This window comes from Desulfovibrio mangrovi, from assembly GCF_026230175.1.
Lineage (GTDB): Bacteria > Desulfobacterota > Desulfovibrionia > Desulfovibrionales > Desulfovibrionaceae > Halodesulfovibrio > Halodesulfovibrio mangrovi.
This window is the reverse complement of sequence record NZ_CP104208.1, coordinates 1,971,341-1,996,581: the sequence shown is the minus strand read 5'-3', so window position 1 is coordinate 1,996,581 and position 25,241 is coordinate 1,971,341. Positions and strand designations below refer to the sequence as shown.

The window sequence follows — 25,241 nt, the reverse complement described above, 5'->3', positions numbered from 1 at the left end:
GGCAGGATGGAAGCGCCTTGGCAAGGCAGGGGGGCATGCTTCATGCGTGGAGCACGGGCATTGTTGGGCGGGCGTTGCCGGAGGGGGGCTAGTAGGTTGCCTCTGCCTGTCTGATGTGAACGTCGTATATGCCGTTGCTTCCTACCAATACTGCTGTTGCGGGGATGCCGACTTGTGCGTGGAAGACGATGGGGTCTTCGTTCTGGGTTTCCGGTTCAATGATCACGGGGAAATGGCGTATGATGTCGGTCCCTTTCTGGTAGCTTTGTATCTGGCCCATGAGGTTACGGATTTCATTGCCCGCAAACGTGCCGCATTCCATATGGATGTTACGGATCTGAATGGGTTTGTGGCTGTAGTTGGCTATCCGCAGTGTGGTAGCGCAGAGCCCGTCCGGTGCGGCTGGTATGTTCTTTTTCAGGCAGGCTTCCGGCATGACGGCGGCGCGGGAGCGCAACAGGCGTTGGGAAAAAAAGAAGCTGATGGTCAGCAGGAACAGAACGACTATGGCAAGATAGCCGGCTGTGTTCGGGTCGATGATGGTGTGCTGCATTGGTTTGGAGTGGTGCTTACAAAATACATGGTGAAACCACCATTGGAAAGGAAGTTTGACCTACCCAATTGCCGGTGTTGTGTCAAGCCGGTGCAGGTATGACGGGGCGCCTGCCGTCTGTTTTCGAAAAGGCGCATGCATGATCACTTTTTATTACAGACTGCATCTCCTTTCCTATTCTCAGGAAGTCGCGTAATGTATGGGTAGAGCTTCTCTATGGGCCGGAGTGGGTAAAAGGTAGGGGAATCCGGCGGCATTTTTCTGTTATTTTGGGGGATACCATGCGGGCTGTATCAAGGTGGACATGCATCCTTCTTCTTGTCACGCTTGGCTGCCTGTGGCCTGCGCCACAGGTGTCTGCAGCCATGGAGCATCTCCTGCGTGTTCGGGGAGACTATAATTATCCTCCATACGAATTTCTGGAAGGCGGCGTTCCCGCCGGTTTCAATGTGGATGTCATGCGCGCCGTCGCGCGGGTGAAGAACCTGAACATCCGGATTGACCTTGGCCCGTGGAGCGAAGTGCGGGGACAGATAGAGCGTGGAGAGATAGATATTCTGACCGGCATGTACTACTCCCCGGAGCGGGACAAGCTGGTGGATTTCAGTACCCCGCATATCATAGTGAACCATGCCATTTTCGTTCGTGATGATTCGGACATCAACTCCCTGGATGACCTCGAAGGCAAGTCTGTCATCGTGCAGAACGGGGACATCATGCACGATTTCGCACGGCGAACCCTGAAGAAAACTGCTCTGGTGCCTGTTGAATCGCAGGAAGACGGGCTTGCGCTTCTGGCAAGCGGCAAACATGATGCTGCACTGCTTTCAAGCCTGCAGGCTCTCTACATCATGCAGGGTGGCAAATACGAGAATGTGATATTCGTGGGGCCTCCCCTGGAGCCAAGACGATACTGTTTTGTGGTGAAGGAGGGGGATGAGGCTCTGCAAGCCGCCCTTGACGAGGGACTGCTGCTGATCAAGAGCTCCGGTGAGTACGCGAAAATCCATGACAAGTGGTTCGGAGTGTATGAGCGGCGCAGCTTCAAGCAGAAGCTTTTGCGTATTTTTCTGTTTTTCTTTGTTCCGCTGTTGCTGTTGCTGGCCTTTTTCCTGCTTTGGACATGGAGCCTGCGCAAGGCCGTGAGGGAGCGTACCGAGGCGCTTTTGGAGAGCAGGGAGCATTTCAAGACATTGGTGGAAAGTTGTCCGCTGGGAATGGCCCTTGTTTCTGCTTCCGGCAAGGTGCTGTACCTCAATTCCGAATTCAGCCGGATGGCGGGGTATACAATTGAAGATATTCCCGATGTGGAAGCATGGTGGCAACTGGCTTATCCGGACAAGATCTATCGGAACAGGGTGAAAGGCGCATGGAAAAGCATGCTCACCGACAACAGCAACGACCTGCTGCAGGCGGGCAACAACCGGGAATGGCTGGTGACCACCAAAAGCGGGGTTGTTCGTGATGTCGAGTTCCGTTACCGACGGCTCGGAGCCGATATGCTGGTCATCATGGCCGATGTGACTGAACGCAACCGTACCGCCGATCTGCTTGTCCAGTCGGAAAAGCTGCTGTCCGTGGGCGGGCTTGCCGCAGGCATGGCGCATGAGATCAATAATCCCCTCGGAGGGATTCTTCAGGGCATACAGAACATTTTCCGGCGTGTCTCACCGGATATGGCGGCCAACAGGGAAGCGGCGGAGAAGGCCGGATGCAGCATTGAGTGCATCCGTGAATATTTCCGGCTACGCAAAGTGGACTATATGCTGGAAGGCATTCAGGAATGCGGGCAGCGGGCAGCGGCCATTGTGGCCAACATGCTCAACTTCAGCCGCAAGAGCGAATCTCATTTTGCCCTCAACTCCATGCCCGTTCTGGTGGAGCGGGCAATAAGTCTGGCCAGCGCCGAATACGATCCCAAACGGAAATATGACTTCAAGAGCATTGCACTGGTCAGGGACTTTGCGCCGGATCTTTCCCCGCTGGAGTGTTCCGAGACGGAAATCGTGCAGGTGCTTTTCAATCTCATCCACAATGCCGCTCAGGCCATTGCCTCTCAGACAGGGCGCGAGCAGCCGGGCAGAATAACGATTACGATCAGGGAGGAAGAGGGATATATATTCGTGGATGTGGCCGATAACGGTCCTGGTATGGATACCGAGACAAAAAGACGCATTTTCGAGCCCTTTTTCACGACCAAGGCTCCCGGAGAGGGCACCGGCCTTGGGCTTTCCGTGGTGTTCATGATCGTCACCCGCAACCACAACGGGGAGATCAGGGTGGAGTCTGCCCCGGGCGGCGGCACGATCTTTCATGTCCGCCTTCCACTTAAGCATGAAACCATGGATGAATGCGGTCCGGCAGGGACATTGATGGAAGGTTAGTCGGGTTTTCCCCCATATCGCTGTTCACGGTTGTATTTGCCGCAGAGCAGGCAGACGACACGCCGTTCTATCCATTTTCCTTGACGTGCCGGCGAAGGGCCTTGCGGATACATTGGTCAAGCGCCTGCATGTCGATGGGTTTTGCAAGATAGTCGTCCATGCCTTCTTGCAGAAAGGTGTCCCTGTCTCCCCTCATGGCGTGTGCTGTAATGGCAATAACGGGAATACGCCGTTTTTCCTTTTGAGGCAAAGACCGGATGAGTCTGGTGGCTTCCAGCCCGTTCATTTCAGGCATCTGGATGTCCATGAGTACCAGCTCAAAGTGGTTGTTGGTAATCATGTCCAATGCCTTCCTTCCGTTTTCAGCCTCATCGGATTCATGGCCGAGCTTGTCCAGCAGATAGCGCAACGTTTTGCGGTTGACGGGGTCATCTTCAACAACAAGTATCCGGCAGGGCGGAACCGGATCTGCCGGAATTTCAGGCGGTCCATCTTCAACAGGGGCGGAGAAGTGCTCCATGTCTGCAAAACGAAGGGTCAAATGTGCCTCTGTGCCTGCACCTTGTTCCGAGACAAGGCACAGGCTTCCATCCATCATCTGGACCAGTCGTTTGACAATCGCAAGCCCCAGTCCGGCGCCACCGAAGCGTCTTGTAAATACGTTTTCGCTTTGGGTGAAGGGTTCAAGAACGTGCCCCAGCTTTTCGTCCGGTATGCCGATGCCCGTATCAATGATCTCGACGTGGATGGTTGTCTTGGGCGGTATGCCTGAATTGGGCAGGGGATAGACGTTAACGGCTATGCTGCCCGATTCCGTGTACTTAACGGCGTTGCCTATGAGATTGTAGATTATCTGCCGCAGGCGTCCGCTGTCTCCGATGAGCTGTTCCGGCACGGAGTTGTCCAGATTCACGGTGAAGTGCAGTTGCTTTTTCTCCACGTCTTCGGCGAACAGGGCGCATACGGGAGCCAGCACCTCTCTGAAGTTGAAGGCCGACTCATAAAGCTTCATGTTGCCGGACTCTATCCGGCTGATATCGAGTATGTCCGTCAGTATGCGCAGCAGATTGTGGCTGCATTCCAGTGCCATGCGGTGGTATTCTTGCAGTTTTTCCGTCAGGGGCTGGGCCTGGGCCAGTTGCAGCATGCCGATAATACCGTTGAGCGGAGTCCGTATCTCATGGCTCATGATGGCCAGAAACTCCGTTTTGACCCTGTTTGCCTTTTCCGCATCTTCCTTGGCCGCAAAAAGCTGTTCCTGGGCGGCAACCCGTTCTGTTTGGTCATCTATGATGGTGACATACAAGCTTTCATGGATTCTGAATGCAAGTATCCGCAAGTGGCGGGGGGCTGTCTCCGGCGGCAGGATGCATTCGTCTTCAAGCTGCAGGGTGCCCTCTGATTTTAGGGTGTTCAATTGCCCGGGCAGGGAAGTGCACTGGAGCACGCCCTGAAGTTGCTGCAAAAGAAACCGTTGTCTGTCCTGTCCGAACATGGTCAGTGCAGCCTTGTTGCATTCCAGAACCCTGTCGTCTTCATCTATGAGCAGCATTGGCAGCGGGGCTTTTGTAAACAGGGTGCGGAACCGCATTTCGCTTTTGCGGAGCGCTGCTTCACTGCGGTTTCTGAGTCGGGCGTAGCGGTGCAGGGAATAGAGTATGGTGCTGCTGAGCAGCAGTCCTGTAATGAAAATCCCCAGACTGCGGAGCAGTTCTCTCTGTCTGACCTGTGCGAGGTCCTTGTAATAACCGGCCATGGGAACGGTGATGCTGATGCCGCCGCGGATGTCTCCGATTTTGTACCCTTGGTGGGCGTGGCACTTCAGGCAGAATTCTTCCGTGAGCATTGGACGCATGTATTGCAGAACGACGCGGCTTTCATTTTCTTCCGTAAGCCTGTGATGCTCTTCCGGCTTTTGGGTAAAGGCTTTGAGCACGGTTTCTTCCCAAGGGGTGGGGGCGTTGGCGGGGTTCAGGGGGGCAAGGCTTGTGATGTGTCCTTGTAATCCGCCTGATTCACTCATGATGTCATGCACCATGCGTGTCATGTAGGCGGGGTTGACCAGCGTGAACACCCTGCCGTCCTTGGTGGTGATTTCTCGGTTGGGATCACTCAGGTAGGGGTTGGGTTTGATATAGTCGGAGACCTCGGCATATACCCCGCCGGTTTTAGCATTCCAGCGCCGGTAGGTAAGGTCGGTGTCATAGGCTCTTCGGGCGTCCGTGAGGGCTGCGTTGTATTGGCTGAGTAAGTAGTCGTTTACTGCTCTGTCGTAGGTGTAGAACGACAGGAAAGTCCAAAGGAGTGTGGCAAGCAGGCTGGCGATGATGGCACGTTTCATGGTGCAGACTCTTGTTGAGCGTATTGTCATGGAAATACAGGCTGTGTGCCACTCTAGCACTTCCCCTGTATAATACCATTATATGCCTCGTGTTTGCTAAATCATCGTGTTGCTATACCGTTGGTATGTGGTATGGTCTAATAAAGAACCAGTCTGCACGGAGGCGCATATGGTGTTTGGACGTATTCCTCAGGCGTTGCTGATCGTTGTCTTGCTGCTGAGCTGTATTGCGCCGTCTCAAGCCGGGGAGCAAAAGAAAGTGCTCGTGGTGGAAAGCTATCATGCCGATTATGCTTGGGATATGAGTTTTATGCGCGGTATCCGAAAGGGGCTGGGCGATGTTGCGGAACTGTACTCCTTTCAGATGAATACCAAACGGTTGCCGCGCGATCGGTTTCCGGCACGCGCGGAGGCAGCATTTGATTATTACAAACAACTGAAGCCAGATCTGGTCATGCTGGCGGACGATAACGCCGCTTCCTTGCTGGGCAGGCGCTTCGTTGCGGAACGGATCCCCCTTGTTTATCTGGGGATTAACGGCAATCCGAGAAATTACGGGCTGCACAATGCTCCCAACGTGTTGGGGGTGCTTGAGCGCCCCTTGGTTAAGCGGTCTGTCATGCTGCTCTCTACGCTGTCCCCCGAAATCAGGCGGATGCTCATTCTGTTCGACGACAGTACAACGTCATTTGAGATTGCCAACACGCAGCTGAGTGGAGAGACAGAGTTTACGCTTTATGCTGTGGAGTGCGAGTTTGTACGTGCCACCTTCTACAAGAATTGGAAGCAACTTGTGCTTGAGAGCAAGCAAAATGGGTATGATGCCATTCTGCTCGGCACGTATCACACCCTATTGGGCGACAGCAGCGATGTTGTGCATGAGGACGAAGCCATCAAGTGGCTGAATGCCAACTCGCCTGTACCGCTTTTTGCCTTGTGGGATTTTAGTATAGGCAAGGGCAAGGCGGCTGCCGGCTTCATGTTGCGCGGGGAGGATCAGGGCTATGCCGCAGCAATGCTGGCCAAGAGCTTTTTCAGCGGAACGCAGGAAACGACCAAGCTCATCACCATTGATCCCTCGCTGGTTTTCAGCCGTTCCGAAATGGAGCGATGGCATCTGAATGCTGACTCCTTGTCCAACAGAAAGATCGTCTGGGTTGACTGAAAAAGTGAAGCCCCCGCAGCGATACCTGCGGGGGCTTTTTTTACGGGCCTTGAACAGGCTAGGCCTGTGTGCTCTGGATGATGTGAACATCCCGCTGCGGGAAGGGGATGGAAATGCCATTGGCTTCCAGAGCCAGCTTGATGGACTCGGTAAGGCGGAAGCGGACATCCCAGTAGTCGACGGTGGCGACCCAGGGGCGGACAACGAAATTCACGCTGGAGTCGGCCAGTTCGGAAACGGCGACCGTGTAAGCGGGGTCCTTCAGCACCTTGGATTCGGCTTCAAGAGCGGCAATGATGACATCCCGCGCCTTGGCAATGTCATCGCCGTAGCCGATGCCGAAGACCATGTCTATGCGGCGGGTGGCGTTACCGGTGACGTTGGTGATGACCTGCCCCATGATGAGGCTGTTGGGGATGATGATACGCTGGTTGTCAGGAGACTTGAGTTCAGTGTGAAAGAGGTTGATCGTGACCACCGAACCGGAAACCCCCGCTACATTGACAAAGTCGCCGAAGGTGAAGGGGCGGAACAGCACCAGCATGACGCCGGATGAAAAGTTTGAAAGGTTGTCTTTCATGGCCAGACCGACGGCCAGGCCGACGGAGCCGAGAATGGCGAGGAAGGATGTGGTGTCTATGCCGACCTGCGCTGCTACGGCGATGAATACGGCCGCCATGATAGCGTAGTAGGTGACCCCTTTGAGGAAGTTGATGAGCAGCAGGTCCATAGCCTTGAGTTGCATGCCTTTCTGCAGCAGATGGGCGATGCGTTTCGCCAGCCAGTGACCAGCCAGAAGGATGATGAGGGCCACCAGAATGTTGGTGCCGTTTCTTGCGGCCCAGAAGATCACCAGATCCTTGTACTGGGTGAAAAGTGCTTCCATGATGTACTCCGGAGTAGTTTTTCAGGGAGTATACCCCAACTTTTCTTCATATCAACGAAAAAGCCGTGGTGCGCAGTGGCATCACGGCTTTGGTGCTTTTCATGGTCTGGGCTTGCGCCGGCTAGCCTTTCAGCTTTTTGCCGATGGAAAAGGCCTTGCCCAGAAAATCGCCCACTGCATAGTACTCGCGGCTGACCGGAGTGAAGATGACGGGGTCAACCTTCAGAATATCCGGCAGACCGTCTTCGCGCAGCACATCCTTTTCCGCCTTCACGTCCTTGATTTCGCCGATGAACTGCGTGTGCAGTCCCACTTCCACGGTCTGGACGAGGGAACATTCAAGCACCACAGGGAATTCACCCACATAGGGGGCGTCCACGTACTCTGCCTTGATGGGGGTAAGCCCCAGCGAGGAGAACTTGTCTTCATCGCGGCCTGAGAAAATGCCTGCGTAGTCAGCCTGCGCTGCGAATCCGCGCGGGGTGATGTTGATGGTGAACGCCCCGCGTTCAAGTATGCTTGCGTGGGAATAGGTGGCGGAACGAAGCGAGACGGCCACGCTCGGGGGCTTGGAACAGCAGATGCCACCCCAGGCGGCTGCCATGATATTGGGGCGGTTTTCCTTATCATAGGTGCCTACCAGAAAGAGCGGAGTGGGATAGGCAATGGTCTTGGCGCCTAGGGATACTTTCATGATCAGCTCTCCTCGGTGACGTGTCATCAGGGCGCGCGTTGGTTGAGCGTGCGTCGGAACGTCGGGCTAGTGTGTGGTACCGTTCTTGTCCTGGGTGTCCCGCATCCATGCGGTTGCGGATAGCACCGGTCGGTCCCCGTGTGGCAGGACCGTTTGTTGTGGTGGCCCGTACATACCACAAGCTTGTTGCGGAACAAAGGAGAAATGGGCGGGATTATGTGCCATAGGACGAAATTGGATAAACGGCTTTCTGTAATGTGGCGGTTCGCATCCGATATTGCCAAATTTGTCCTTTATGAAGCTTGCGTGCCGCTACAGTTTCTGCTAGCGCTTTCTGAATGTGTAGGGTTTTCGGGCGGTTTCGTGATTGCTGCGGCCAACCGTCCGGCACGATTCGGAAATCACCATATTTTCACGAAAGGAAGAAGGATATGTTCAGAAAAAGCTCTCTGCTCGTCGCTGCCATCAGCTTCGTGCTGCTCTTCGGTTCCGTGGCATTCGCAAAGAAAGCCTACGTGAACGGCATTGACGCCAACTACCCGCCCTTTGCCTACATCGACGCCAACGGCAAGCCTGCCGGTTTTGACGTGGATTCTCTGGACTGGATTGCCAACAAGATGGGCTTCACCGTTGAGCATAAGGCCATGGAATGGTCCACCATCGTGCAGAGCGTGGTTTCCAAGAAGATCGACATGGTATACTCCGGCATGTCCATCACCGAAGAACGCGCCAAGCAGGTCAACTTCTCCGATCCCTACTGGAAGGTCGCTCAGGTTATTATCGCCAAGAAGGGCTCCGGCCTTTCCGTTGAAAAGGCCTTCAAGGGCGGCATGAAGCTGGGCGTGCAGTCCGGTACCTCCGAAGCCGACATGCTGCAGAACCAGATCGGCAAGGATGGCAATAACTACGAACTGAAGTACTATGACTCCGCTCCTCTCGCCATCATGGACATCCTGAATGGCCGCGTACCCACTGCCGCCATGGACATCGCTCCTGCTGAAGACGCTATCAAGCACGGCAAGGACATTGAAATCGTCGGTGAGTTCGGTGAGCCTGAATTCTTCGGCATCGCAGTTCGCAAGGAAGACAAGGAACTGCTCGAGACCATCAACAAGGGTCTCAAGATGCTGATGGCTGATCCCTACTGGGAAGAGCTGAAGGCGAAGCACCTCAAGGACGGCGCTCACTAGTCCCTGAGCCGCAAAGGCTGTAAGGCCGGAAAGCGGAGGAAGATTTCCTGTCGCTTTCCGGCCATTTTTTCTGTATAGCGTGCCTGCACGCGCCAACGATACCAGCACGGAGTACGAAAGCCGTTTTAATCCGCGTGCGCTGCGGTTTTCCAGGTCACCATCATGCAACAGCAGCTTTCCGTTATTCTTGAAGCCCTGCCCTACATTCTGGAAGGTGCCGGAGTCTCTCTGGCCATCGTCGTTTTTGCCATGGCCCTGGGGCTTCTCATGGGCATTCCCATGGCCGTGGGCCTTGTCTACGGGCATCCTATTCTGCGTCGTCTCATCGGCCTGTACGTCTGGTTCTTCCGTGGCGTACCCATTCTTGTGCTGATGTTCCTTTTCTACTTCGGCATCTTCGACGCGCTCGGGCTTGACCTTAACGCCATTTCCGCCGTGTCCATCGTGCTGGGGCTCACCAGTGCCGCCTATCAGTCGCAGATTTTCCGCGGGGCCATCCAGTCCCTGCCGCAGGGGCAGCTCAAGGCGGCCCGTGCGCTTGGCATGAGCGACATGCAGGGCATCATCTCCATCATCCTGCCGCAGGCGCTGCGTCTTTCCATTCCCGGGTGGTCCAACGAATACTCCATCATTCTCAAGGACTCGGCGCTTGCCTACGTTGTGGGCGCCATGGACATTTTCACCCGCACCCACTTTGTTGCTTCGCGCACCTACGAGCATCTCGCCCTGTTCATCAACGCAGGCGTTCTCTATTTCATCATCACTCTCGTGGGCGTTAAGCTGCTGCTCGCTCTTGAAAAGAAGGTCCGGATTCCGGGCTATACAATGTAAGGATTGTTTCCATGACCCATACCCCCGCGCATTCATCCGTCAATTCCACCGAGACCCCGGTTCTGCGGGTCGAGCACATCAATGTCAGCCTCGGCGGCAAGGCCATCCTCAAGGATGTGTCCCTGTCCGTGAACAAGGGCGAGCTCAAGGTGCTCATCGGGCCTTCGGGGGCCGGAAAATCCACCTTCCTTCAGAGCATCAACTGCCTTATCCACCCCGACTCCGGCCATATCTGGCTGGAAGGGCGTCAGGTGGACCTCGCCCAGAAAAAGAAGCTGTATGAATACCGCCAGCATGTTGGCATGATTTTTCAGGATTTCAACCTGTTCGACCACTTGCGCGCCGCGGATAACGTTTCCATAGCGCTGCGCAAGGTAAAGGGGCTGGGCCGCAAGGAAGCCCACGACCGCGCCGTTCGTGAACTGGAACGCGTGGGCCTCGGCAACAAGATCAACCTCTATCCCGCAGAGCTTTCCGGCGGTCAGAAGCAGCGCGTGGCCATTGCCCGTGCCCTTGCCATGGACCCCAATGTGCTGCTGCTGGATGAGCCCACGTCCGCGCTGGATCCCGAACTGGTCGGCGAAGTGCTCGCGGTTATCCGTGACCTTGCCCAGTCCGGCCTGACTATGGTCATGGCCACCCACCAGATGGACTTTGCCCGCGCGTTGGCGGATGAGATCGTTTTCATGCAGCAGGGCCAGATCATCGAACAGGGCGCGCCGTCCAAGCTGCTTGCCCCCGGTTCCGGCACGCGTACCGCGGATTTCTGCAGCAAGCTCTCCGACCTGTACGAGGAGAAGTGATCGTGGACGCCCAGTTTTTGAACCAGCTCATTCCCGCCCTGAACAAGGGCCTGTGGATGAGCGCGCTGCTCATCATTCCCTCCGCCATCTTCGGCACCATTTTCGGCGTGATTGTGGGCACCCTGCGCGTGTTCGGCAGCAATGCCGTGCGGCGCATCTTTGACGGTTATACCGCCCTGTTCCGCGGCGTGCCGCTCATGGTGCAGCTCTTTGTCTTCTATTTTGGCCTGCCGACCTTCGGCATCTATTTCGAGGCCTACGGCGCATCCGTTACCTGCTTCATTCTGTGCAGCGCGGCCTATCATTCCGAGTACGTGCGCGGTGCGCTGCTTTCCATCCGTGAAGGTCAGCTCAAGGCCGGTGCGGCTCTCGGCATGAGCCGTGTGCAGACCGTGATGTGGATCGTGGTGCCACAGGCATTCCGCAGAGCCCTGCCCGGGTGCGGCAACGAGATAGTCTATCTCATCAAGTATTCCTCTCTGGCCTATCTCATTTCCTGCATGGAAGTGACCGGCGAGGCCCGTGCCATAGCGGCCAAGACCTTCCGGTTCACCGAAGTGTTCATGGTGCTGGCGCTGTACTACCTGTTCCTCGTTTCCATCGCCTCGTGGCTGCTCAAGAAGTTTGAGGACAGGCTGTATATTCCCGGTTTCGGACGTCAAAAATAGCTGCTTATCCGCCTGCCGCCCTGCCGTGATACTGGGGCGACCGCTCCGGCGGCCATCTCCTCGGCGGGAAAGGCCGGTGTTTACGCGCGTGGTGAAGACCATGCGCTCATACACAGGAGTGATACATGTCCGCTTCTTCCCGTCTTTCTGCAGCAGCGTTAGAGTCGCTGGAAACCGTGCTCGGCCCTGAGAAGGTGCTGCGCAATCCCGGCGAACCCTACGACCGCGACTCCTCAAGTTACAAGGCCATGCCCGACTGCGTGGTCTTTCCCGAATCAACTGAAGACGTACAGTGCGTGATGATGCTTGCCAACGAGCATCGTTTTCCCGTGTTTCCGCGCGGCGGCGGCACGGGTACCTCCGGCGGCTGCATTGCCCTAGGCGGCGGTGTGGTACTCTCGCTGGAACGCATGAACCGCATTATTTCCATCGATACGGAAAACCTTGTGGCCGTGGTGGAGCCCGGCGTCATCACTCAGGCTCTGCGTGATGCGGCAGCCGCCAAAGGGCTGTTCTATCCGCCGGACCCCGCTGGTATGGATGAATCCACCATCGGCGGCAATGTCGCCACCAACGCTGGTGGGCCCGCCTGCGTGAAGTACGGCGTGACCCGCGACTACGTGCTCGGCGTGGAGGCGGTGACGCCCCTTGGTGCACACATCAAGGCCGGCGTACAGACCCGTAAGGGCGTGGTGGGCTACGACATGGCGCATCTGCTCTGCGGTTCCGAAGGCACGCTCGGTATCATTACCCAGCTTACCCTCAAGCTTATTCCGCTGCCCGCAGCCCATGTGGGGCTTGCCGCAGTGTTTCCCTCCATGGCGGACGCCATGCGCGCCGTGACCGCCATTCTCACCTCCGGCCACCTGCCTTCGGCCATGGAGTTTCTTGATCATAAGTGCCTGCAGCTGGTGGGCAACGAACTGCCCTTTACCGTGGAAGGTGAAACCGCCTCTCTGCTCATAGTGGAACTGGATGGCGTGGCTGACCAGATTACCCGCGAGATCGAAACGGTGAAGGCCATATGCACCCGCGAGGGCGCAAACCGCCTCATGCCCGGTGGCACCGAGGAGGAGCGCGAGCGTATCTGGAGTGTACGACGCCAGACGTCAACCCGCATACGCGCGCATGCGCCCATCACTATCTCCGAGGACATTGCCGTGCCCATCGGCAGCATTGCTCCCTTCATTGAACTGGTGCCGGATTTTGAACGCGAGTTCGGTTTGGATATCTTCTGCTTCGGGCATGCAGGCGACGGGAACATCCACCTTATCGTCACTGCGCCCGAGCGCAGCGAAGAGCATCGGGTGGATGAGGGCATCCGCGCCATCGTGCAGAAGGTGCTGGAAATGGGTGGTACCCTTTCCGGCGAGCACGGCATAGGCGAAGCCAAGAAGCACCTGCTGCCCATGGAACTCTCTCCGGAGTCCATCCGGCTGCAGTGCGGCATCCGCCGCGTGTTCGACCCCAACGGCGTGTTGAACCCGGGCAAGGTGTTCTGCTAGCCGGTAGTTGAACAGAACCTGCGGAAGACAAGCAAAAAAGGGTCGTGGAGCAAACCTCCACGACCCTTTATTCTTACTATCTTGCAAATGCTACGGCATCAGTGGGGCGAGGCGCAGGCCTTCCTGCAGGTCAACGCCGCACATGAGGTTGGCGTTGGCCAGTGCCTGACCGGAGGCACCACGACAGAGGTTGTCGATGGCGCTGAGAATGATCAGGCGGTTGGTGCGCTTGTCCACCACAAGGCCGATGTCACAGAACATGGTGCCGCGCACGTGGCGCGTTTCCGGCAGCACACCTGCAGGCAGCACGCGCACCCACGGATGCTGGCGGTATGCCTCTTCATACATGGCGTGCACGTCATCCAGGGTCATGTCCTTCACCAGCGTGGTGTAGATGGTGGAGAGAATGCCGCGGTTGATGGGCAGAAGATGCGTGTTGAACGACACGGTGATGTCGTCGCCCGCAATGGCGCTGATCTCCTGCTCGATTTCCGGCGTATGGCGGTGCGTGGGCAGGCCGTATGCACGGAAGCTATCGGAAACTTCACAGAACAGGGTACCCACGGCGGCCTTGCGGCCTGCACCGGTCGCGCCGGACTTGGCGTCGATGATGATGCCCTTGGTGTCCACCATGCCGTGCATGAGCGCGGGGTAGAGGCCGAGGATGGACGACGTGGGGTAGCAACCGGGGTTGGCGATGAGCTTTGCCTCGCGGATGGCGGGTGCATACAGCTCAGGCAGGCCGTATACGGCGCTCTCCAGCAACTGGGGCTGGGTGTGCTGGCACTTGTACCAGTGCTCGTAGATATCCTGATCGCGCAGGCGGAAGTCGGCGGAAAGGTCCACAACCTTCAGGCCCTTCTCAAGCAGCACGGCCGCAATTTCCATGGCGGTCTTGTGCGGTACGGCCAGAAAGACCAGCTCGCACTTGGCGGCCAGAAGCTCGGGATCGGGCTCAGTGATGACGATTTCGCCGCTCGGCATGCCCTGCAGGAAGGGGTAGATGGTGTGCAGCTTCTTTCCGGCCTCGGCACGGGAGGTGACGCTCACCAGCTCGAAGCGGGAATGCCCTTCAAGCAGGCGCGTGAGCTCCATGCCGGTGTAGCCGGTTACACCCACCAGCCCTACATTGATTTTTTCCATGATTCGCTATTTCCCCTTTACCACGTACTTCATGCGCAGTTCATAGAGCAGGCCGTCCAGCAGCTGGCGCTCTTCGGCGTCAAGGCAGTTCTGGGTCTTGTTCTGCAGCATGGTCAGCACGTCGATGGTGTGCTTGGCCATGAGCAGGTTGGGCGTGCTCTGACCGGTTTCCGGGTCCGGCACCTCGCCAAGGTGGACGAGAGCGGAGGAACCGAGAGACAGGATGAACGTGGAAAAGGTGACCGTGGGCATCTGGTGCTGCGCATTAGACCCGCAGCCGCAACCGCAGCCGGTGTTCTGTGCATCCGACATGTGACGTCTCCTTGCTCGCAGGGAAAGTTGAATTACATCGTACCGTCGTACGTAAGTAAGGCTTCGTGATAGGCTTGCAAGCCTTTCTCCAGATAATCGCGGGAGCCGATGTAGCCGCCGCAGGCGCGGAAGGCTTCCGCCAGCGCGTGCAGACCGGCGGCGAGGTCGGCCCAGTCTACCCAGCCCATGTGGCCGATGCGGACGGCGCGGCCCTTCAGGTGGTCCTGACCGCCAGCCATGTAGACGCCGAAGCGGTCTGCCGCAATTTCCAGAAGCCGTGCGCCGTCAATGCCTTCGGGCAGCAGCACGCTGGTGAGACCCCAGGTGAAGCGGTCCTTGGCCAGCAGTTCAAGCCCCATCTCCTTTACGGAGGTGCGCGCGAACATGGTCAGTGCCCATTGCTTGCGGTACACGGTCTCCAGACCTGCTTCCATGAACATCTTCATGCTTTCGTTAAGGCCGATGATCAAGCTTACGGGCGTGGTGAACAGGGTCTGGTTCTTCTGCACGTTGGCGCGTTCGCTCAGCAGATTGAAATAGAAACACGCGGGCGGCACGGTTTCCGCCTTGGCCCATGCGCGTTCGCTCAGGGCAATGAGCCCGAGGCCGGGGGGCAGCATGAGGCCCTTCTGGGAGCCGGTGACGAGGCAATCGATGTTCCATTCGTCCATGGGGCAGGGAGAAATGCCCACAGAGGAGATGCCGTCCACCACCAGCAGCATGTTGCGGGAGCGGGTTAGCGCACCCAGCACGTGCACGGGGTGCAGCACGCCGGTGGAGGTTTCGGAATTCTGGATAAGCAGGCCTCGGGCATCCGGATGGGCGTTCATGGCGGCTTCTACTTCGGCAACGGATACTGCGTTGCCCCATTCCACCGTGATGGTCACGACCTCAAGGCCGTGTCCCTGACTGATTTTCGCCCAGCGTTCGCCGAACTTCCCGCCATCCACGACAATCACTTTCTCGCCCGGTGCGAACAGGTTGGTCACCGCCGCGGTCATGACGCCCGTGCCGGAACAGGCCAGAGGCATGACAGGCTGCGCGGTGCCAAACAGCATGCGCAGGCGTTCCTGCAGTTCAGCCATGACAAGCTTGAACTCAGACTTGCGGTGGTGAATCATGTCCTGTGCCATGGCCAGACGAATCTGTTCCGGCAGCGGCGTGGGACCGGGGGTTAAGAGACGGGGTTTGTTCAGCATTACCGACTCCGTATGGTCGACTCCCGTATGGGAGCAGGTTTGTGAGTGAATCCGGCAGGAAGGCCATCAGGGCCATCCGCCGCGCTACGGACGCAAACCATATAAACAAAAAAGGAAAAACTCTAGTGGAGTTTCATGCCACAGAAGGGTTTGGAAGGCGTAAATTCGGAATTATGGAGCGCTCGCGTGGCGCTGGGAAAGGGGAGTTGAGGGAACGGTCGTCCAAAGGGAACGGATAAGGCTCAGAGCTTCAGGCTTATCAGAATGAGGAGAATGGAGCCGACCGGCCCGAAAGGCAGATAGTCCGGCGGAGAACCCTCATCAACATGCAGATGGTTCGTCCGCCGGACCGAATGATCTGTTAGCGGCTCTTCAGTACCCGCACGCAGAAGCTCTTGAGGTAGTGGGTTTCCGGCATGGCGGGATGCACGGGATGGTCCGGTCCCTGATGCCCCTGAATGAGCGTCTGGATGCGTGCTCCGGCCTTGTTGGCGGCGTGCAGCACGGTGCGGTTCAGGTCTTCTGCGGAAAGGTGCTGCGAACAGGAGCAGCTCATGACGATGCCGCCGTCCTCCACCAGTTCCATGGCAAGGCGGTTCACGCGCTGATAGGCGCTCAGCCCTTCATGATAGGCCTTCTTGCGTTTGATGAAGGCGGGCGGGTCCACGCAGATGACGTCGAAGCGGCGTCCGGAATCCTTGAGCGCCTGCAGGGTGTTCAGCGCATCACCGAGCACAGTGTCCACTTCGCAGCCGCCTTCGGGCATGTTCTGCGCGGCGTTGCGGGCGGCGTAATCAAGGGCGGTCTGGGAGGCGTCAAGGAAGGTCACGGCGCTGGCTCCGGCTTTTACCGCGTTGCAGCCGAAGCTTCCGGCGTAGCAGAAGGCGTCCAGCACGCGCTTGCCCTTGCAGAAGCGGGCAAAGTCGCTACGGTTGGTGCGCTGGTCATAGAACCATCCGGTTTTCTGGCCTTCCGTGAGTGGGGCGGTGAAACGCACGCCGTTTTCGATCAGGTCGATTTCGGCGGGCACGGTACCGAAGGCGGTTTCCGTGTAGCGGGGCAGGCCTTCAAGGTCGCGACTACCCATGTCGTTGCGCAGCAGAATGCCTGCAGGCTTGCACAGGTCCGCAAGTACGCTGACGATGTCGTCCTTCACGGCTTCCATGCCTGCGGTGCTGATCTGTGCGACGAGGACGTCGTTGTAGCGGTCCACCACCAGCCCGGGCAGGTAGTCGCCTTCCGCAAAGGCAAGACGGTAATAGGGCACGCCGAACATGGCGTCGCGCAGTTCCATGGCACGGCCGAGGCGCTCGCGCAGCAGGTCCGCGTTGAGCGGGGTATCCGCTGCGGTGGAGTAAACGCGGGCGCTGATGAGCGAGGCGGGGTTCACATAGGCGCTGCCCACGGGAACATCCTTGCTGGACATGATGGTGGCGCATTCGCCCGGTTCGAATTCCTTGAGGGGGCTGCGCTTGGTGTCCACTTCGTTGCTGAACAGCCAGAGGTGGCCGACGCGAAGGCGTTTTTCTTCGCCTTTTTTAAGATAGAGATGTTTCATATATTGTGTCTTTTCTATGTTTTTTTTGGGGGGGAGGGATTGCTCCGCAGGCCAAAGGGACAACAGCCCCTTTGGAAACCTTTTCACGTGCTGGCGCGGAGTCCGCGTTAACAACAGACTATCAGCCTACCCCCGGGCAGAAATGATAACAAACAGGGAGAAACCGTAATCTGGCATAGTAAACGGGCAAGGCTGCTATTCGGGTGCAGGGGATTATTCCCCTGCCCGCCGGAGGCATGCTTAAAAAACAGCCTGACTGCGCTTAATGCGCTTCGTGCCAGCCGTCGCCGATGCCGTAATCCACCTTGAGCGGCACGTCCAGCGCCTTTCCGCCGGGGTGCACGCCGGACATGATGTCGGCGAGGCGCTTGGCGGCGGCTTCGGCGTTTTCTGTGGGCACTTCCAGAAGCAGTTCGTCGTGTACCTGCAGTACGAGCCGTGCTTTGAGCGCCTTCAGTTCCGCATCCTGTGCGGTCCGCAGCATGGCGATCTTGATGATGTCCGCCGCGCTGCCCTGAATGACGGTATTGATGGCCTGACGCCGTGCCTGCGACTGCATCTGGTTGTTGCCGGACTGAATTTCCGGCACGTTGCGGCGGCGACCTGTGAGCGTGGTGACGTAGCCATGTTCCTTGGCATCCGCTTCCACCTGCTCATAGAAGGCCTTGAGCTGTTGCAGTTTGGCGAAATAGCGTTCGATGAATTCCTTGGCCTCGTTAAGGGAGATCTTGAGTTCCTGCGCCAGCTTCTGCGGACCCATGCCGTACACGAGACCGAAGTTGATGGTCTTGGCGTTACGGCGCTGGTCGGGCGTAACCTCGGCCGTGGGGGCGTCGAAGAGCACGGAGGCGGTGCTGCTGTGGATGTCCTGATCGTTGCGGAAGGCTTCGAGCAGGGTGGGGTCCTGTGAGCAGTGGGCCAGCACACGCAGTTCAATCTGCGAGTAGTCTGCGGAGACGAGCTTGCAGCCCTTGCGTGCGGTGAAGCATGCGCGCATGCGCGGGCCGAACTGGCCGCGCACGGGAATGTTCTGCAGGTTCGGGTTGCTGGAGGAAAGGCGTCCGGTCGCCGTGGCCAGCTGATTGAAGGTGGTGTGGATGCGGCCCTGCGCATCCGCAAGGCGCGGCATGGGTTCCAGATAGGTGGAGCGCAGCTTTTCCAGCGTGCGGTATTCCAGAATCAGGTCGATGACCTCGTGTTCGCCTGCCAGCTTTTCCAGCACGGCCTGCGAGGTGGAAACCTGCCCGCCCTTGGTCTTGCCCTTGGGCTTGAGCCCCAGCTTGTTGAAGAGCAGGTCGCCCAGCTGCTGCGCGGAGCGGATGTTGAACTGCCCGCCGGCAGCTTCGTAGATTGTCTTGGTCAGGCGGTCCAGCTCGCGCTGCACTTCCGTGAGAAACGCGGTGAAGGCGGTGCCGTCAATGTGGATGCCGATTTCTTCCATGTCTGCCAGCACGCGGATGAGCGGCAGTTCCATCTCGTTCATGAGCGTGACGAGGTCGGCACCCTGCAGGCGGCGCATGAAGTCGTCCGCAAGGGCGAAGGCGAGCAGGGCGGGATTCTCCTGTGCAATTTCGAATTCGTCGGCCCGTGCGGAAAGCCTGCGCCAGGAATAGTCGCGGTCTTCGGGATCAAGCAGATAGGCGGCAAGGCCGAGGTCGAACCAACGGGAGGAATCCACGGTGCGCCACCCGCTTTTGATGGCGAGCAGGGCTTTCACGTCCGGTGCGATGACCTTTTCCGCCCTGCTTGCGTAGCCTGCCAGCGAGGTGAGCGAGCCGGAATAGCGGTATTCCCTGTCGCTGCCTTCCACAAGCACGTTGACGATGCATGCTTCCTGTCTGGTCTCGTTGCTGGTCATGTCCAGCAGCGAGGGCATGGTGCATTCGGGCTTCTTGAGCATTTCGCCGATGGGTACCAGCGCGATGCGTTTGCCGGAGCAGTCCGGCAGCGCGGTAGCATCTGTGGTGTCTGCCAGTTTCAGGCTGTGCGAACCGTGTGCGGCAGTAGCGGGTGCGGCACCGGCTGTAGCGGTTGACTGTGCGGGCGCGGGGGCATCGAACAGGCCAAGCTGCATGCTGCCGCCTGCGGGCTTGCCGGACGCGGACAGGTCGGAGGCGGGCGTGTTCACCTTGGCGGTAACGGGGGCCAGCGCGGCCACTTCCTTGAGCAGGGCGCGCAGTTCGTATTCACGCAGGAAGGCGGCAGCCTTGTCGCCGTCCATGGGATCGATATGGAAATGGTCCAGTGTCAGACTGGTGCACTGGTCCTTGGAGAGCGTGGTGAGCGTGCGGAAGGTGAACATGTTCTCCAGATGGTCGGCGAACTTCTTCTGCAACGTGGGCGCGAGCGCATCGAAGTTGTCGCGGATGGCCTCCAGCGAGGGGTAGTCCGCAAAAATCTTTTCGGCAGTTTTGGGGCCGATGCCAGGCACGCCGGGAATGTTGTCCGACGAGTCGCCGATGATGGCCTGAAAATCAGGCCACTGCGCTGGCTCAAGGCCGGTTTCCTCGCGGAATTCGGCGAGGGTGGTGAGCTTTTCCTGCTTTGCGCCGGGGTCCCACATGAATACGTTGTCGTCCAGACATTGCTTCAGGTCCTTGTCCGCGCCGATGATGATGACGGGGCGTTCCTTCTTGTAACGGGCGGCAAGGGAGGCGATGCAGTCGTCCGCTTCGCAGTTCTCGGAAACTTCCAGATGCAGGCCGAGGGTCTGTACCGCCTGCTTGATGGGATCAAGCTGCTGCACAAGCGGTTCCGGCGTGGCGGAACGGTTGGCCTTGTATTCGGGATAGGTTTCGTGGCGGAAGTTCTTCCCCCTGCCGTCGAGGATGAACCCGAAGTAGGTGGGCTGCTCGTCCTTGAGGAATTTCAGTAGGATGCGGGTGACGATGAACAGCGCATTGGTGGGAAAACCGTCGGAGCGCTGCATGGACTGCATGGCGTAGAAGGCGCGGAATATGAATGCGGAGCCGTCCATCAGGTAGAGCGGTTCCGTGGTAAGGCCGAGGCGTTCTTTTACAGACATGGTATCTTGGGGGTTGGGGTTGGGGCATGGTGCCCGATCAATCGGCTATCGTAGGTGGAAGTGGTTGGGATGTAAATGTTGATGTTGAGGGGGGATGCTTTGGGAGGTGAGCTGAGCTGATCCTTTCACCGACTGTATGCAGTTCTGGCTTGGTATTCCCGTTGTCGCCTCCGGACCTTTAGCCGTTAAGTGAGTCTTTGAACTTTACGGATAAAGAGAGCAGAGATGGGGAGAGCGGGGCCGAAGCCGTTATGAGGCCGTGCCGACTTGAAAGACCTTTCACCGACTACATGGAGTTTTGACTTGGTATCCCCGTTGCCGCCGCTCTGCTGTCTTTATCCGTAAGGCTCGAAGATTCGCCAACGGCTAAAACTTCCGCGGGACCAGAGCGGGGCCTCAGCCGGGGCGTGCCGCCCCTCAGCAAGGCCCCCTCTGGACTCCCCCTGCCTCGCCCCCGCTGGGGGGAGACTGGTGATTCTGTCCTGCCGTGGAAGCGAAGCGCTTCCAATCGGCACAGGCGTATCGAGAGTGAAAACACGGGGGACTCACATTCTGTCACGCCAGCATGCGAAGCGCATGCAATTGGTGAAAGGCCTTTCAAGCCAGTAATCTCCTCAAACAACAAAAAAAGCCCGGGAGACACTATCTCCCGGGCTTTCGTCTTCATTCAATTCCCTGAAATACTAACAGTTCGCCTCAGCATTCCCGCACTGCTCCTGCTGCGAAGCCTTGAGCTGGCCGCAGGCTGCCTTGATGTCCGCGCCCTTGGACTTGCGGATGATGGCGGTGATGTTCTTGGACCACAGCACCTGTTCGAAGGCGAGAATGGCTTCTTCGGTGGGGGCCTTGTAGGGGTCTCCTTCCGAGGGGTTGTAGACGATGAGGTTCAGCTTGCCCTTGGTGCGGGCAACCAGCTTCACGAGCTGGCGGGCATGTTCCACGGAATCGTTCACGCCGCCGAGCAGCAGGTATTCGTATGTGATGCGTTCGCGGGTCTTGAGCGGGTAGTTTTCCAGCGCGGTGATCAGGTCGTCCAGATGCCAGTTGGCGGCCTTGGGCATGATCTGCTTGCGCAGTTCCTGCGTGGGGGCGTGCAGCGACACGGCCAGATAGGCAAGGCCGGATTCGCCCAGCTCCATCAAACCCTTTTCTATGCCGCAGGTGGAAACGGTGATGCGGCGCGGGGAGAACTGCAGGCCCAGCACGCTGTTCAGGCTTTCGAGGCTGCGCATCAGTTCCTTCATGTTCAAGAGCGGTTCGCCCATGCCCATGAACACGAGGTTGCGCAGAATGGGGTTGGCGGCATCGTCCTTCAGGTATTCGCGGGCAACCAGCACCTGACCGAGAATTTCGGCCATGGTCATGTTGCGCTCAAAGCCCATGGTGCCGGTGGAGCAGAAGGTGCAGCCCATGGCGCAGCCCACCTGACAGGACAGGCACTGCGTGAGCCTGCCGCTGGCACCGGGGATGAGCACGGTTTCCACCAGCGCGCCGTCTCTGAGGCGCAGCAGAAACTTGGTGGTGCCGTCCTTGCTTTTCTGCATGGTCACCACTTCCGGCCAGATGATGGCGGCATGCTCCTTGAGCATGGCGCGGGTGGCCTTGGAAACGTTGGTCATGGCGTCGAAGTCGCGCGTGTACTTGTTCCACAGCCACTGCCATATCTGCTTGGCGCGGAAGGCTTTTTCGCCGCGCTCCACCAGAAAGGCTTCCAATTCGGAAAAGGTAAGATTGAGAATATCGACCATGCAATGCTCCGGAAAAATCGCAGGATGTGGGTGCTAGCCGCTGAAGGGCCGTCCTGCTGTGCCGGATTGGTACGGTAAAAGGCGCGATTGTGCAAGTGTGCAGGGGCAATCCGTGAGCGGCGGCGCGGCAGGCGATGTGGCCGTTTCGTGTTCTGACGGGGAACGGCTGTAAAAGAGTTACTCTTGCCGTGCGGTTAGGCTGGCTGTCCTATCTGCTGGCGTATGCGGGAATATGCCTGCTCCGCATCGGCTTCCGCTTTGGCCCACAGGTCGTTCTGCAGGGTGATGAGTTTGTGCAGCGTCTCCACGTTCAGGGCGGTGTCGTCGGGATGGTTGGTGCGGTGGTTGTGGAACTCCAGCAGGCAGTGCCAAATGGGGCGGTAATGCGCGTTGCTGGTCATGGCGAGCGTGTAGCCGTCGAAGGCGGCGGGGATGAGCTGGGGCGGCGTGTTGGCCGCGCGGTGTCCTTGGGCGTAGAGGAAATAGTTGGTGGTGTAGAGTTTGCGGAAGAGATCCTGAGTGACTTTCTTGTTCAGCCCGAAGTCCTTTTTTACGGACTCGCTGTCGTGGCCGAGATGCTCCATGAAGGGGGTGTGGTCAAAGTAGTATTGGTCTATGTTCAGGCTTTTCAGTTTCTCGCCGTAGTCGCCGTCCTCGCAGCCGTAGAGTCCGTAGTCCTCGCACCAGTACCCCACGATGTCCGAGATGGTCCTGGGGATGAGGATGGCCCCGCCTGAAACGTGCGCGGCTGCGCGGCCTATCAGCCCGTCACGCTTGGGCACGTGGCACTTGTTCTGTAGCTGGTGGTTCAGGTCCGCGCCCCAGACTGCATCGCGCGGTGCTTTTTTCATGTGCAGCAGCACGATGTCCAGCCACTTGGGATTGTGGATGACCACATCGTTGTCCAGCTTCATGTAGATGGGGGCTTGTATGAGTCGCCAGCCTACATTGGCCGCCACGGCTACTCCGTAATTCTTTTCCAGCCGGAACAGATAATCCAGCTGCCCGCGTTCCTTCATTTCCCGCAACAAGTCCTGCGTTTCCGCCTCGCTGCCGTTATCCACGGCAGTAAGCGTGTACGGGTGCTTGGTGTTCTTCCGCACCGCCTCAATGGTCCGCCGCGTCAACTCGGGCCGGTTGAAGACCGGGATGGTTATGTTGAGGATTGGCATGGGGATTAAAGGGCTAGAGTGAAAAAAGCGTAACTTCGTTATTTCGTTATGAGAAAAATTGGAATGATGGTCAATCTCTTGTGTTGAGTTTGTTCAGTCTCGTTGACTTTGTATTGTATATAGTTTTATATGTACGCATTATTAATTTTTAGCTAGGGAGGGTTAGACATGGGTTGGTTCGAGATTCTACGTGCTGTTGACGGTCAGTTTTATTTCAACTTAATGGCGTCTAATGCAAAGGTGATACTTACGAGCGAGATGTATACGCAGAAGCATAACGTTCAGAATGGCATTCAATCTGTCCAAACCAACAGCACAGATAGGGATCGATTTGAAAGAAAAGAGTCTGCGAATGGTGAACCCTATTTCGTTCTCAGAGCCAAGAACCATGAGGTGATTGGCACTAGCGAGATGTACTCGAGTAATCAGGCAAGGGAAACGGGTATTGCATCTGTTATGACCAACGGTCCGACGAAAGATATTCGTGATTTTTCTTAGTAAGGGGTGTGAAAAAGGCCCGAACGCGAAAGCGTTCGGGCCTTTTATTTTTCTCTATGGCGTTAGCCGCAATCTACAACTTATACGCCTTCACATACGCCACGGCTTCCTCAACCGAGTTCACCTGACCGGCGATCTGGGCCTTGAGAAGGTCATCGCGAATGATACCCACGTGCGGGCCGGGCTTCAGGCCGGTGGCTTCCATGATGTCGTTACCGTTCAGGAAGGGTTCGGTCATTTGCTCGGGGGTGTCTGCGCGTTCCAGATACTTCATATTGTGGTTGAAGGAGGTAAGCGCAACGCCGCGGGCCTTCAGGTCTGCGCGGGCCAGTTCGATCAGGCGGGGGTATTCGTCCAGCGCCTTGAAACGGCGGATGCCCTTGTCCGTCAGCATGGAGTGGAAACGCAGATGCTGCCGTACGAGGTGGCAGATGAGGTCGATATCCTGCTGAGGAACGGAAAGGCGGGAAAGCAGCTTTCTGGTTACCTTCGCGCCCACGCGGTGATGCTGGTAGAAGGTCCAGCGTTCGCCGTCGTGTTCTGCGGTGTAGAGCTTGCCCACGTCATGGAACAGCACGGCAAAGGTGCCCAGCCAGTCGTAGGTGAACTCTTCCGGATACTTGTGCATCACGCCGATGGTGTGCTCAAGCACGGTTTCCTCTTCGCCTTCTTCGTTCTTGATCTGGATGACGCGGGAAAGGGCGGCGATTTCCGGCAGCAGGCCGTGCAGGATCATGGAATCGAACAGAAGCTGCACGAACTTCCACATGTTTTCCGCTTCTACCTTGCGCCATTCGTCCATGATCTCGGTCACGGGCACGTAATCCAGAATGCGGGAAGCGCCCTTCAGAATGGCCATCCACGTATTCTTTTCCAGCGGCAGGTCGAAGTTGGCGGCAAAGCGCAGCGCACGGATGCCCAGCAGGTAGTTGCGACGCAGGGTTTCATCCGGAATGCCTTCCATGCGGATTTCGCCCACGTTGAAGCTTACGAAGCCGTCGTAGGTTTCGTAGGTGCGGGGAATGTACGGGCAGGCAAGGTGCGCGGGCAGCGTGCCGGATTCTTCCAGACGCTTGAGCAGACGCGGGGTGATGCGTGCCAGGGTCGCCTCGGGGTGTGATGCGTCTTCGGTGTCGGCCGGATAGAAGTGGAAGGTGACGTCGCCTTCCTTCAGCAGGCCCAGTGCGCCCTGAATGGGGGAGGACTGCAGACCGGGGAAGAGACGGGTGAGTTCTTCAACGGTGGGTTCGCAGGCGATATCAATTTCCGCTTCGCGGTCTTCGTTGTGCAGTTCCTTCTGCAGCAGGGTGTTCACCACATAGGCGTCATACCCGTTACGCATGATGGTTTTGCAGATACCGATGGCATCCTTGAAAGGCTGACTCATTCATCCTCCTAATATGGCATGCCCGTTACTGCCGACGGGCATGAAAGTGCTGTTCAATACCGCATCTGCTTCACAGGGGAAGCGGACAATGTCAAGTGATTCATAGCTGTTTGAACGGGCAGTTGCGGTTTGTTCCGGTATTATACGCTGTTTTGCTTCTGTTTGCGACACCCTGCTAC

The 25,241-nt window shown here is 57.7% G+C and carries 20 protein-coding genes; 8 read left to right on the top strand and 12 right to left on the bottom strand.

All coding sequences use genetic code 11. The features are described from left to right. Positions 1-88: 88 nt before the first annotated feature. The gene (locus N1030_RS09230) at positions 89-553 is read right to left on the bottom strand and encodes a hypothetical protein (protein WP_265825157.1); all 465 of its coding nucleotides are present in this window, start codon (positions 551-553) and stop codon (positions 89-91) included. Between the two features lie 365 nt (positions 554-918). On the opposite strand from N1030_RS09230, the gene N1030_RS09225 reads away from it, so the two are divergent. Beyond that, positions 919-2,937 (top strand): transporter substrate-binding domain-containing protein, encoded by a 2,019-nt coding sequence (locus N1030_RS09225; protein ID WP_265825156.1) that lies wholly within the window; start codon positions 919-921, stop codon positions 2,935-2,937. Between the two features lie 67 nt (positions 2,938-3,004). Here the strand turns inward: N1030_RS09225 and N1030_RS09220 are convergent, their stop codons facing one another. Then, positions 3,005-5,278, bottom strand: coding sequence for a response regulator (locus tag N1030_RS09220; RefSeq protein WP_265825155.1), 2,274 nt, complete (start codon positions 5,276-5,278; stop codon positions 3,005-3,007). 169 nt (positions 5,279-5,447) lie between these two features. On the opposite strand from N1030_RS09220, the gene N1030_RS09215 reads away from it, so the two are divergent. Next, entirely contained in the window at positions 5,448-6,443 is a 996-nt protein-coding gene (locus N1030_RS09215; RefSeq protein WP_265825153.1) for an ABC transporter substrate-binding protein, read from the top strand. A 58-nt stretch (positions 6,444-6,501) separates the two neighbouring features. Here the strand turns inward: N1030_RS09215 and N1030_RS09210 are convergent, their stop codons facing one another. Together N1030_RS09210 and N1030_RS09205 are read right to left on the bottom strand one after the other, a co-directional pair. Continuing rightward, entirely contained in the window at positions 6,502-7,329 is an 828-nt protein-coding gene (locus N1030_RS09210; RefSeq protein WP_265825152.1) for a mechanosensitive ion channel family protein, read from the bottom strand. 121 nt (positions 7,330-7,450) lie between these two features. After that, positions 7,451-8,023: a flavin reductase family protein gene (locus N1030_RS09205; protein WP_265825151.1), complete on the bottom strand. Its 573-nt coding sequence runs from the start codon at positions 8,021-8,023 to the stop codon at positions 7,451-7,453. A gap of 431 nt (positions 8,024-8,454) precedes the next feature. On the opposite strand from N1030_RS09205, the gene N1030_RS09200 reads away from it, so the two are divergent. The 5 genes from N1030_RS09200 (at position 8,455) to N1030_RS09180 (ending at position 13,020) form a co-directional block, all read left to right on the top strand. Continuing rightward, positions 8,455-9,213, top strand: coding sequence for an ABC transporter substrate-binding protein (locus tag N1030_RS09200; RefSeq protein ID WP_265825150.1), 759 nt, complete (start codon positions 8,455-8,457; stop codon positions 9,211-9,213). Positions 9,214-9,375: 162 nt separating this feature from the next. Then, on the top strand, positions 9,376-10,044 hold the full coding sequence (locus N1030_RS09195; protein WP_265825149.1) for an amino acid ABC transporter permease: 669 nt from the start codon (positions 9,376-9,378) through the stop codon (positions 10,042-10,044). A gap of 11 nt (positions 10,045-10,055) precedes the next feature. Further along, the gene (locus N1030_RS09190) at positions 10,056-10,847 is read left to right on the top strand and encodes an amino acid ABC transporter ATP-binding protein (protein ID WP_265825148.1); all 792 of its coding nucleotides are present in this window, start codon (positions 10,056-10,058) and stop codon (positions 10,845-10,847) included. Then, positions 10,847-11,515 carry an amino acid ABC transporter permease gene (locus N1030_RS09185; protein ID WP_265829047.1) on the top strand — a complete coding sequence of 223 codons (669 nt, stop codon included), beginning with the start codon at positions 10,847-10,849 and terminating at the stop codon, positions 11,513-11,515. The genes N1030_RS09190 and N1030_RS09185 overlap by 1 nt, the downstream gene beginning before the upstream one ends. Before the next feature lie 125 nt (positions 11,516-11,640). After that, positions 11,641-13,020: an FAD-binding oxidoreductase gene (locus tag N1030_RS09180; RefSeq protein ID WP_265825147.1), complete on the top strand. Its 1,380-nt coding sequence runs from the start codon at positions 11,641-11,643 to the stop codon at positions 13,018-13,020. Positions 13,021-13,110: 90 nt separating this feature from the next. Here the strand turns inward: N1030_RS09180 and argC are convergent, their stop codons facing one another. The 7 genes from argC to N1030_RS09145 all read right to left on the bottom strand — a co-directional run bounded on the left by argC (position 13,111) and on the right by N1030_RS09145 (position 23,177). After that, a complete protein-coding gene (gene argC, locus N1030_RS09175; protein WP_265825146.1) occupies positions 13,111-14,163 on the bottom strand; it encodes an N-acetyl-gamma-glutamyl-phosphate reductase in 1,053 nt (350 codons plus the stop codon). Between the two features lie 6 nt (positions 14,164-14,169). Further along, a complete protein-coding gene (locus N1030_RS09170; RefSeq protein WP_265825145.1) occupies positions 14,170-14,475 on the bottom strand; it encodes a DUF1844 domain-containing protein in 306 nt (101 codons plus the stop codon). Positions 14,476-14,507: 32 nt separating this feature from the next. Next, positions 14,508-15,674 carry a pyridoxal-phosphate-dependent aminotransferase family protein gene (locus N1030_RS09165; protein WP_265825144.1) on the bottom strand — a complete coding sequence of 389 codons (1,167 nt, stop codon included), beginning with the start codon at positions 15,672-15,674 and terminating at the stop codon, positions 14,508-14,510. Between the two features lie 361 nt (positions 15,675-16,035). Further along, on the bottom strand, positions 16,036-17,232 hold the full coding sequence (locus N1030_RS09160; protein ID WP_265825142.1) for a class I SAM-dependent rRNA methyltransferase: 1,197 nt from the start codon (positions 17,230-17,232) through the stop codon (positions 16,036-16,038). A 262-nt stretch (positions 17,233-17,494) separates the two neighbouring features. Then, complete coding sequence (polA, locus tag N1030_RS09155) at positions 17,495-20,257, bottom strand: DNA polymerase I (protein WP_265825140.1); 2,763 nt, start codon at positions 20,255-20,257, stop codon at positions 17,495-17,497. 683 nt (positions 20,258-20,940) lie between these two features. After that, positions 20,941-22,005: a dual-specificity RNA methyltransferase RlmN gene (gene rlmN, locus N1030_RS09150; RefSeq protein ID WP_265825138.1), complete on the bottom strand. Its 1,065-nt coding sequence runs from the start codon at positions 22,003-22,005 to the stop codon at positions 20,941-20,943. 194 nt (positions 22,006-22,199) lie between these two features. Continuing rightward, positions 22,200-23,177: a glycosyltransferase gene (locus N1030_RS09145; protein ID WP_265829001.1), complete on the bottom strand. Its 978-nt coding sequence runs from the start codon at positions 23,175-23,177 to the stop codon at positions 22,200-22,202. A 168-nt stretch (positions 23,178-23,345) separates the two neighbouring features. Here N1030_RS09145 and N1030_RS09140 point away from each other — a divergent pair, with 168 nt between their 5' ends. Beyond that, entirely contained in the window at positions 23,346-23,675 is a 330-nt protein-coding gene (locus N1030_RS09140; protein WP_265829000.1) for a YegP family protein, read from the top strand. Between the two features lie 73 nt (positions 23,676-23,748). Here the strand turns inward: N1030_RS09140 and N1030_RS09135 are convergent, their stop codons facing one another. Then, positions 23,749-25,062, bottom strand: a complete 1,314-nt coding sequence (locus tag N1030_RS09135; protein WP_265828999.1) for an HD domain-containing protein — start codon at positions 25,060-25,062, stop codon at positions 23,749-23,751. Positions 25,063-25,241: the final 179 nt, after the last annotated feature.

Coding starts and splice junctions, on each gene's coding strand:
- N1030_RS09165 (WP_265825144.1), bottom strand. CDS start 15,674: ATGCTGAACAAACCCCGTCTCTTAACCCCCGGTCCCACGCCGCTGCCG.
- polA (WP_265825140.1), bottom strand. CDS start 20,257: ATGTCTGTAAAAGAACGCCTCGGCCTTACCACGGAACCGCTCTACCTG.
- N1030_RS09215 (WP_265825153.1), top strand. CDS start 5,448: ATGGTGTTTGGACGTATTCCTCAGGCGTTGCTGATCGTTGTCTTGCTG.
- N1030_RS09190 (WP_265825148.1), top strand. CDS start 10,056: ATGACCCATACCCCCGCGCATTCATCCGTCAATTCCACCGAGACCCCG.
- argC (WP_265825146.1), bottom strand. CDS start 14,163: ATGGAAAAAATCAATGTAGGGCTGGTGGGTGTAACCGGCTACACCGGC.
- N1030_RS09135 (WP_265828999.1), bottom strand. CDS start 25,062: ATGAGTCAGCCTTTCAAGGATGCCATCGGTATCTGCAAAACCATCATG.
- N1030_RS09160 (WP_265825142.1), bottom strand. CDS start 17,232: ATGAAACATCTCTATCTTAAAAAAGGCGAAGAAAAACGCCTTCGCGTC.
- N1030_RS09210 (WP_265825152.1), bottom strand. CDS start 7,329: ATGGAAGCACTTTTCACCCAGTACAAGGATCTGGTGATCTTCTGGGCC.
- N1030_RS09205 (WP_265825151.1), bottom strand. CDS start 8,023: ATGAAAGTATCCCTAGGCGCCAAGACCATTGCCTATCCCACTCCGCTC.
- N1030_RS09170 (WP_265825145.1), bottom strand. CDS start 14,475: ATGTCGGATGCACAGAACACCGGCTGCGGTTGCGGCTGCGGGTCTAAT.
- N1030_RS09180 (WP_265825147.1), top strand. CDS start 11,641: ATGTCCGCTTCTTCCCGTCTTTCTGCAGCAGCGTTAGAGTCGCTGGAA.
- N1030_RS09220 (WP_265825155.1), bottom strand. CDS start 5,278: ATGAAACGTGCCATCATCGCCAGCCTGCTTGCCACACTCCTTTGGACT.
- N1030_RS09140 (WP_265829000.1), top strand. CDS start 23,346: ATGGGTTGGTTCGAGATTCTACGTGCTGTTGACGGTCAGTTTTATTTC.
- N1030_RS09225 (WP_265825156.1), top strand. CDS start 919: ATGGAGCATCTCCTGCGTGTTCGGGGAGACTATAATTATCCTCCATAC.
- N1030_RS09145 (WP_265829001.1), bottom strand. CDS start 23,177: ATGCCAATCCTCAACATAACCATCCCGGTCTTCAACCGGCCCGAGTTG.
- N1030_RS09230 (WP_265825157.1), bottom strand. CDS start 553: ATGCAGCACACCATCATCGACCCGAACACAGCCGGCTATCTTGCCATA.
- N1030_RS09195 (WP_265825149.1), top strand. CDS start 9,376: ATGCAACAGCAGCTTTCCGTTATTCTTGAAGCCCTGCCCTACATTCTG.
- N1030_RS09200 (WP_265825150.1), top strand. CDS start 8,455: ATGTTCAGAAAAAGCTCTCTGCTCGTCGCTGCCATCAGCTTCGTGCTG.
- rlmN (WP_265825138.1), bottom strand. CDS start 22,005: ATGGTCGATATTCTCAATCTTACCTTTTCCGAATTGGAAGCCTTTCTG.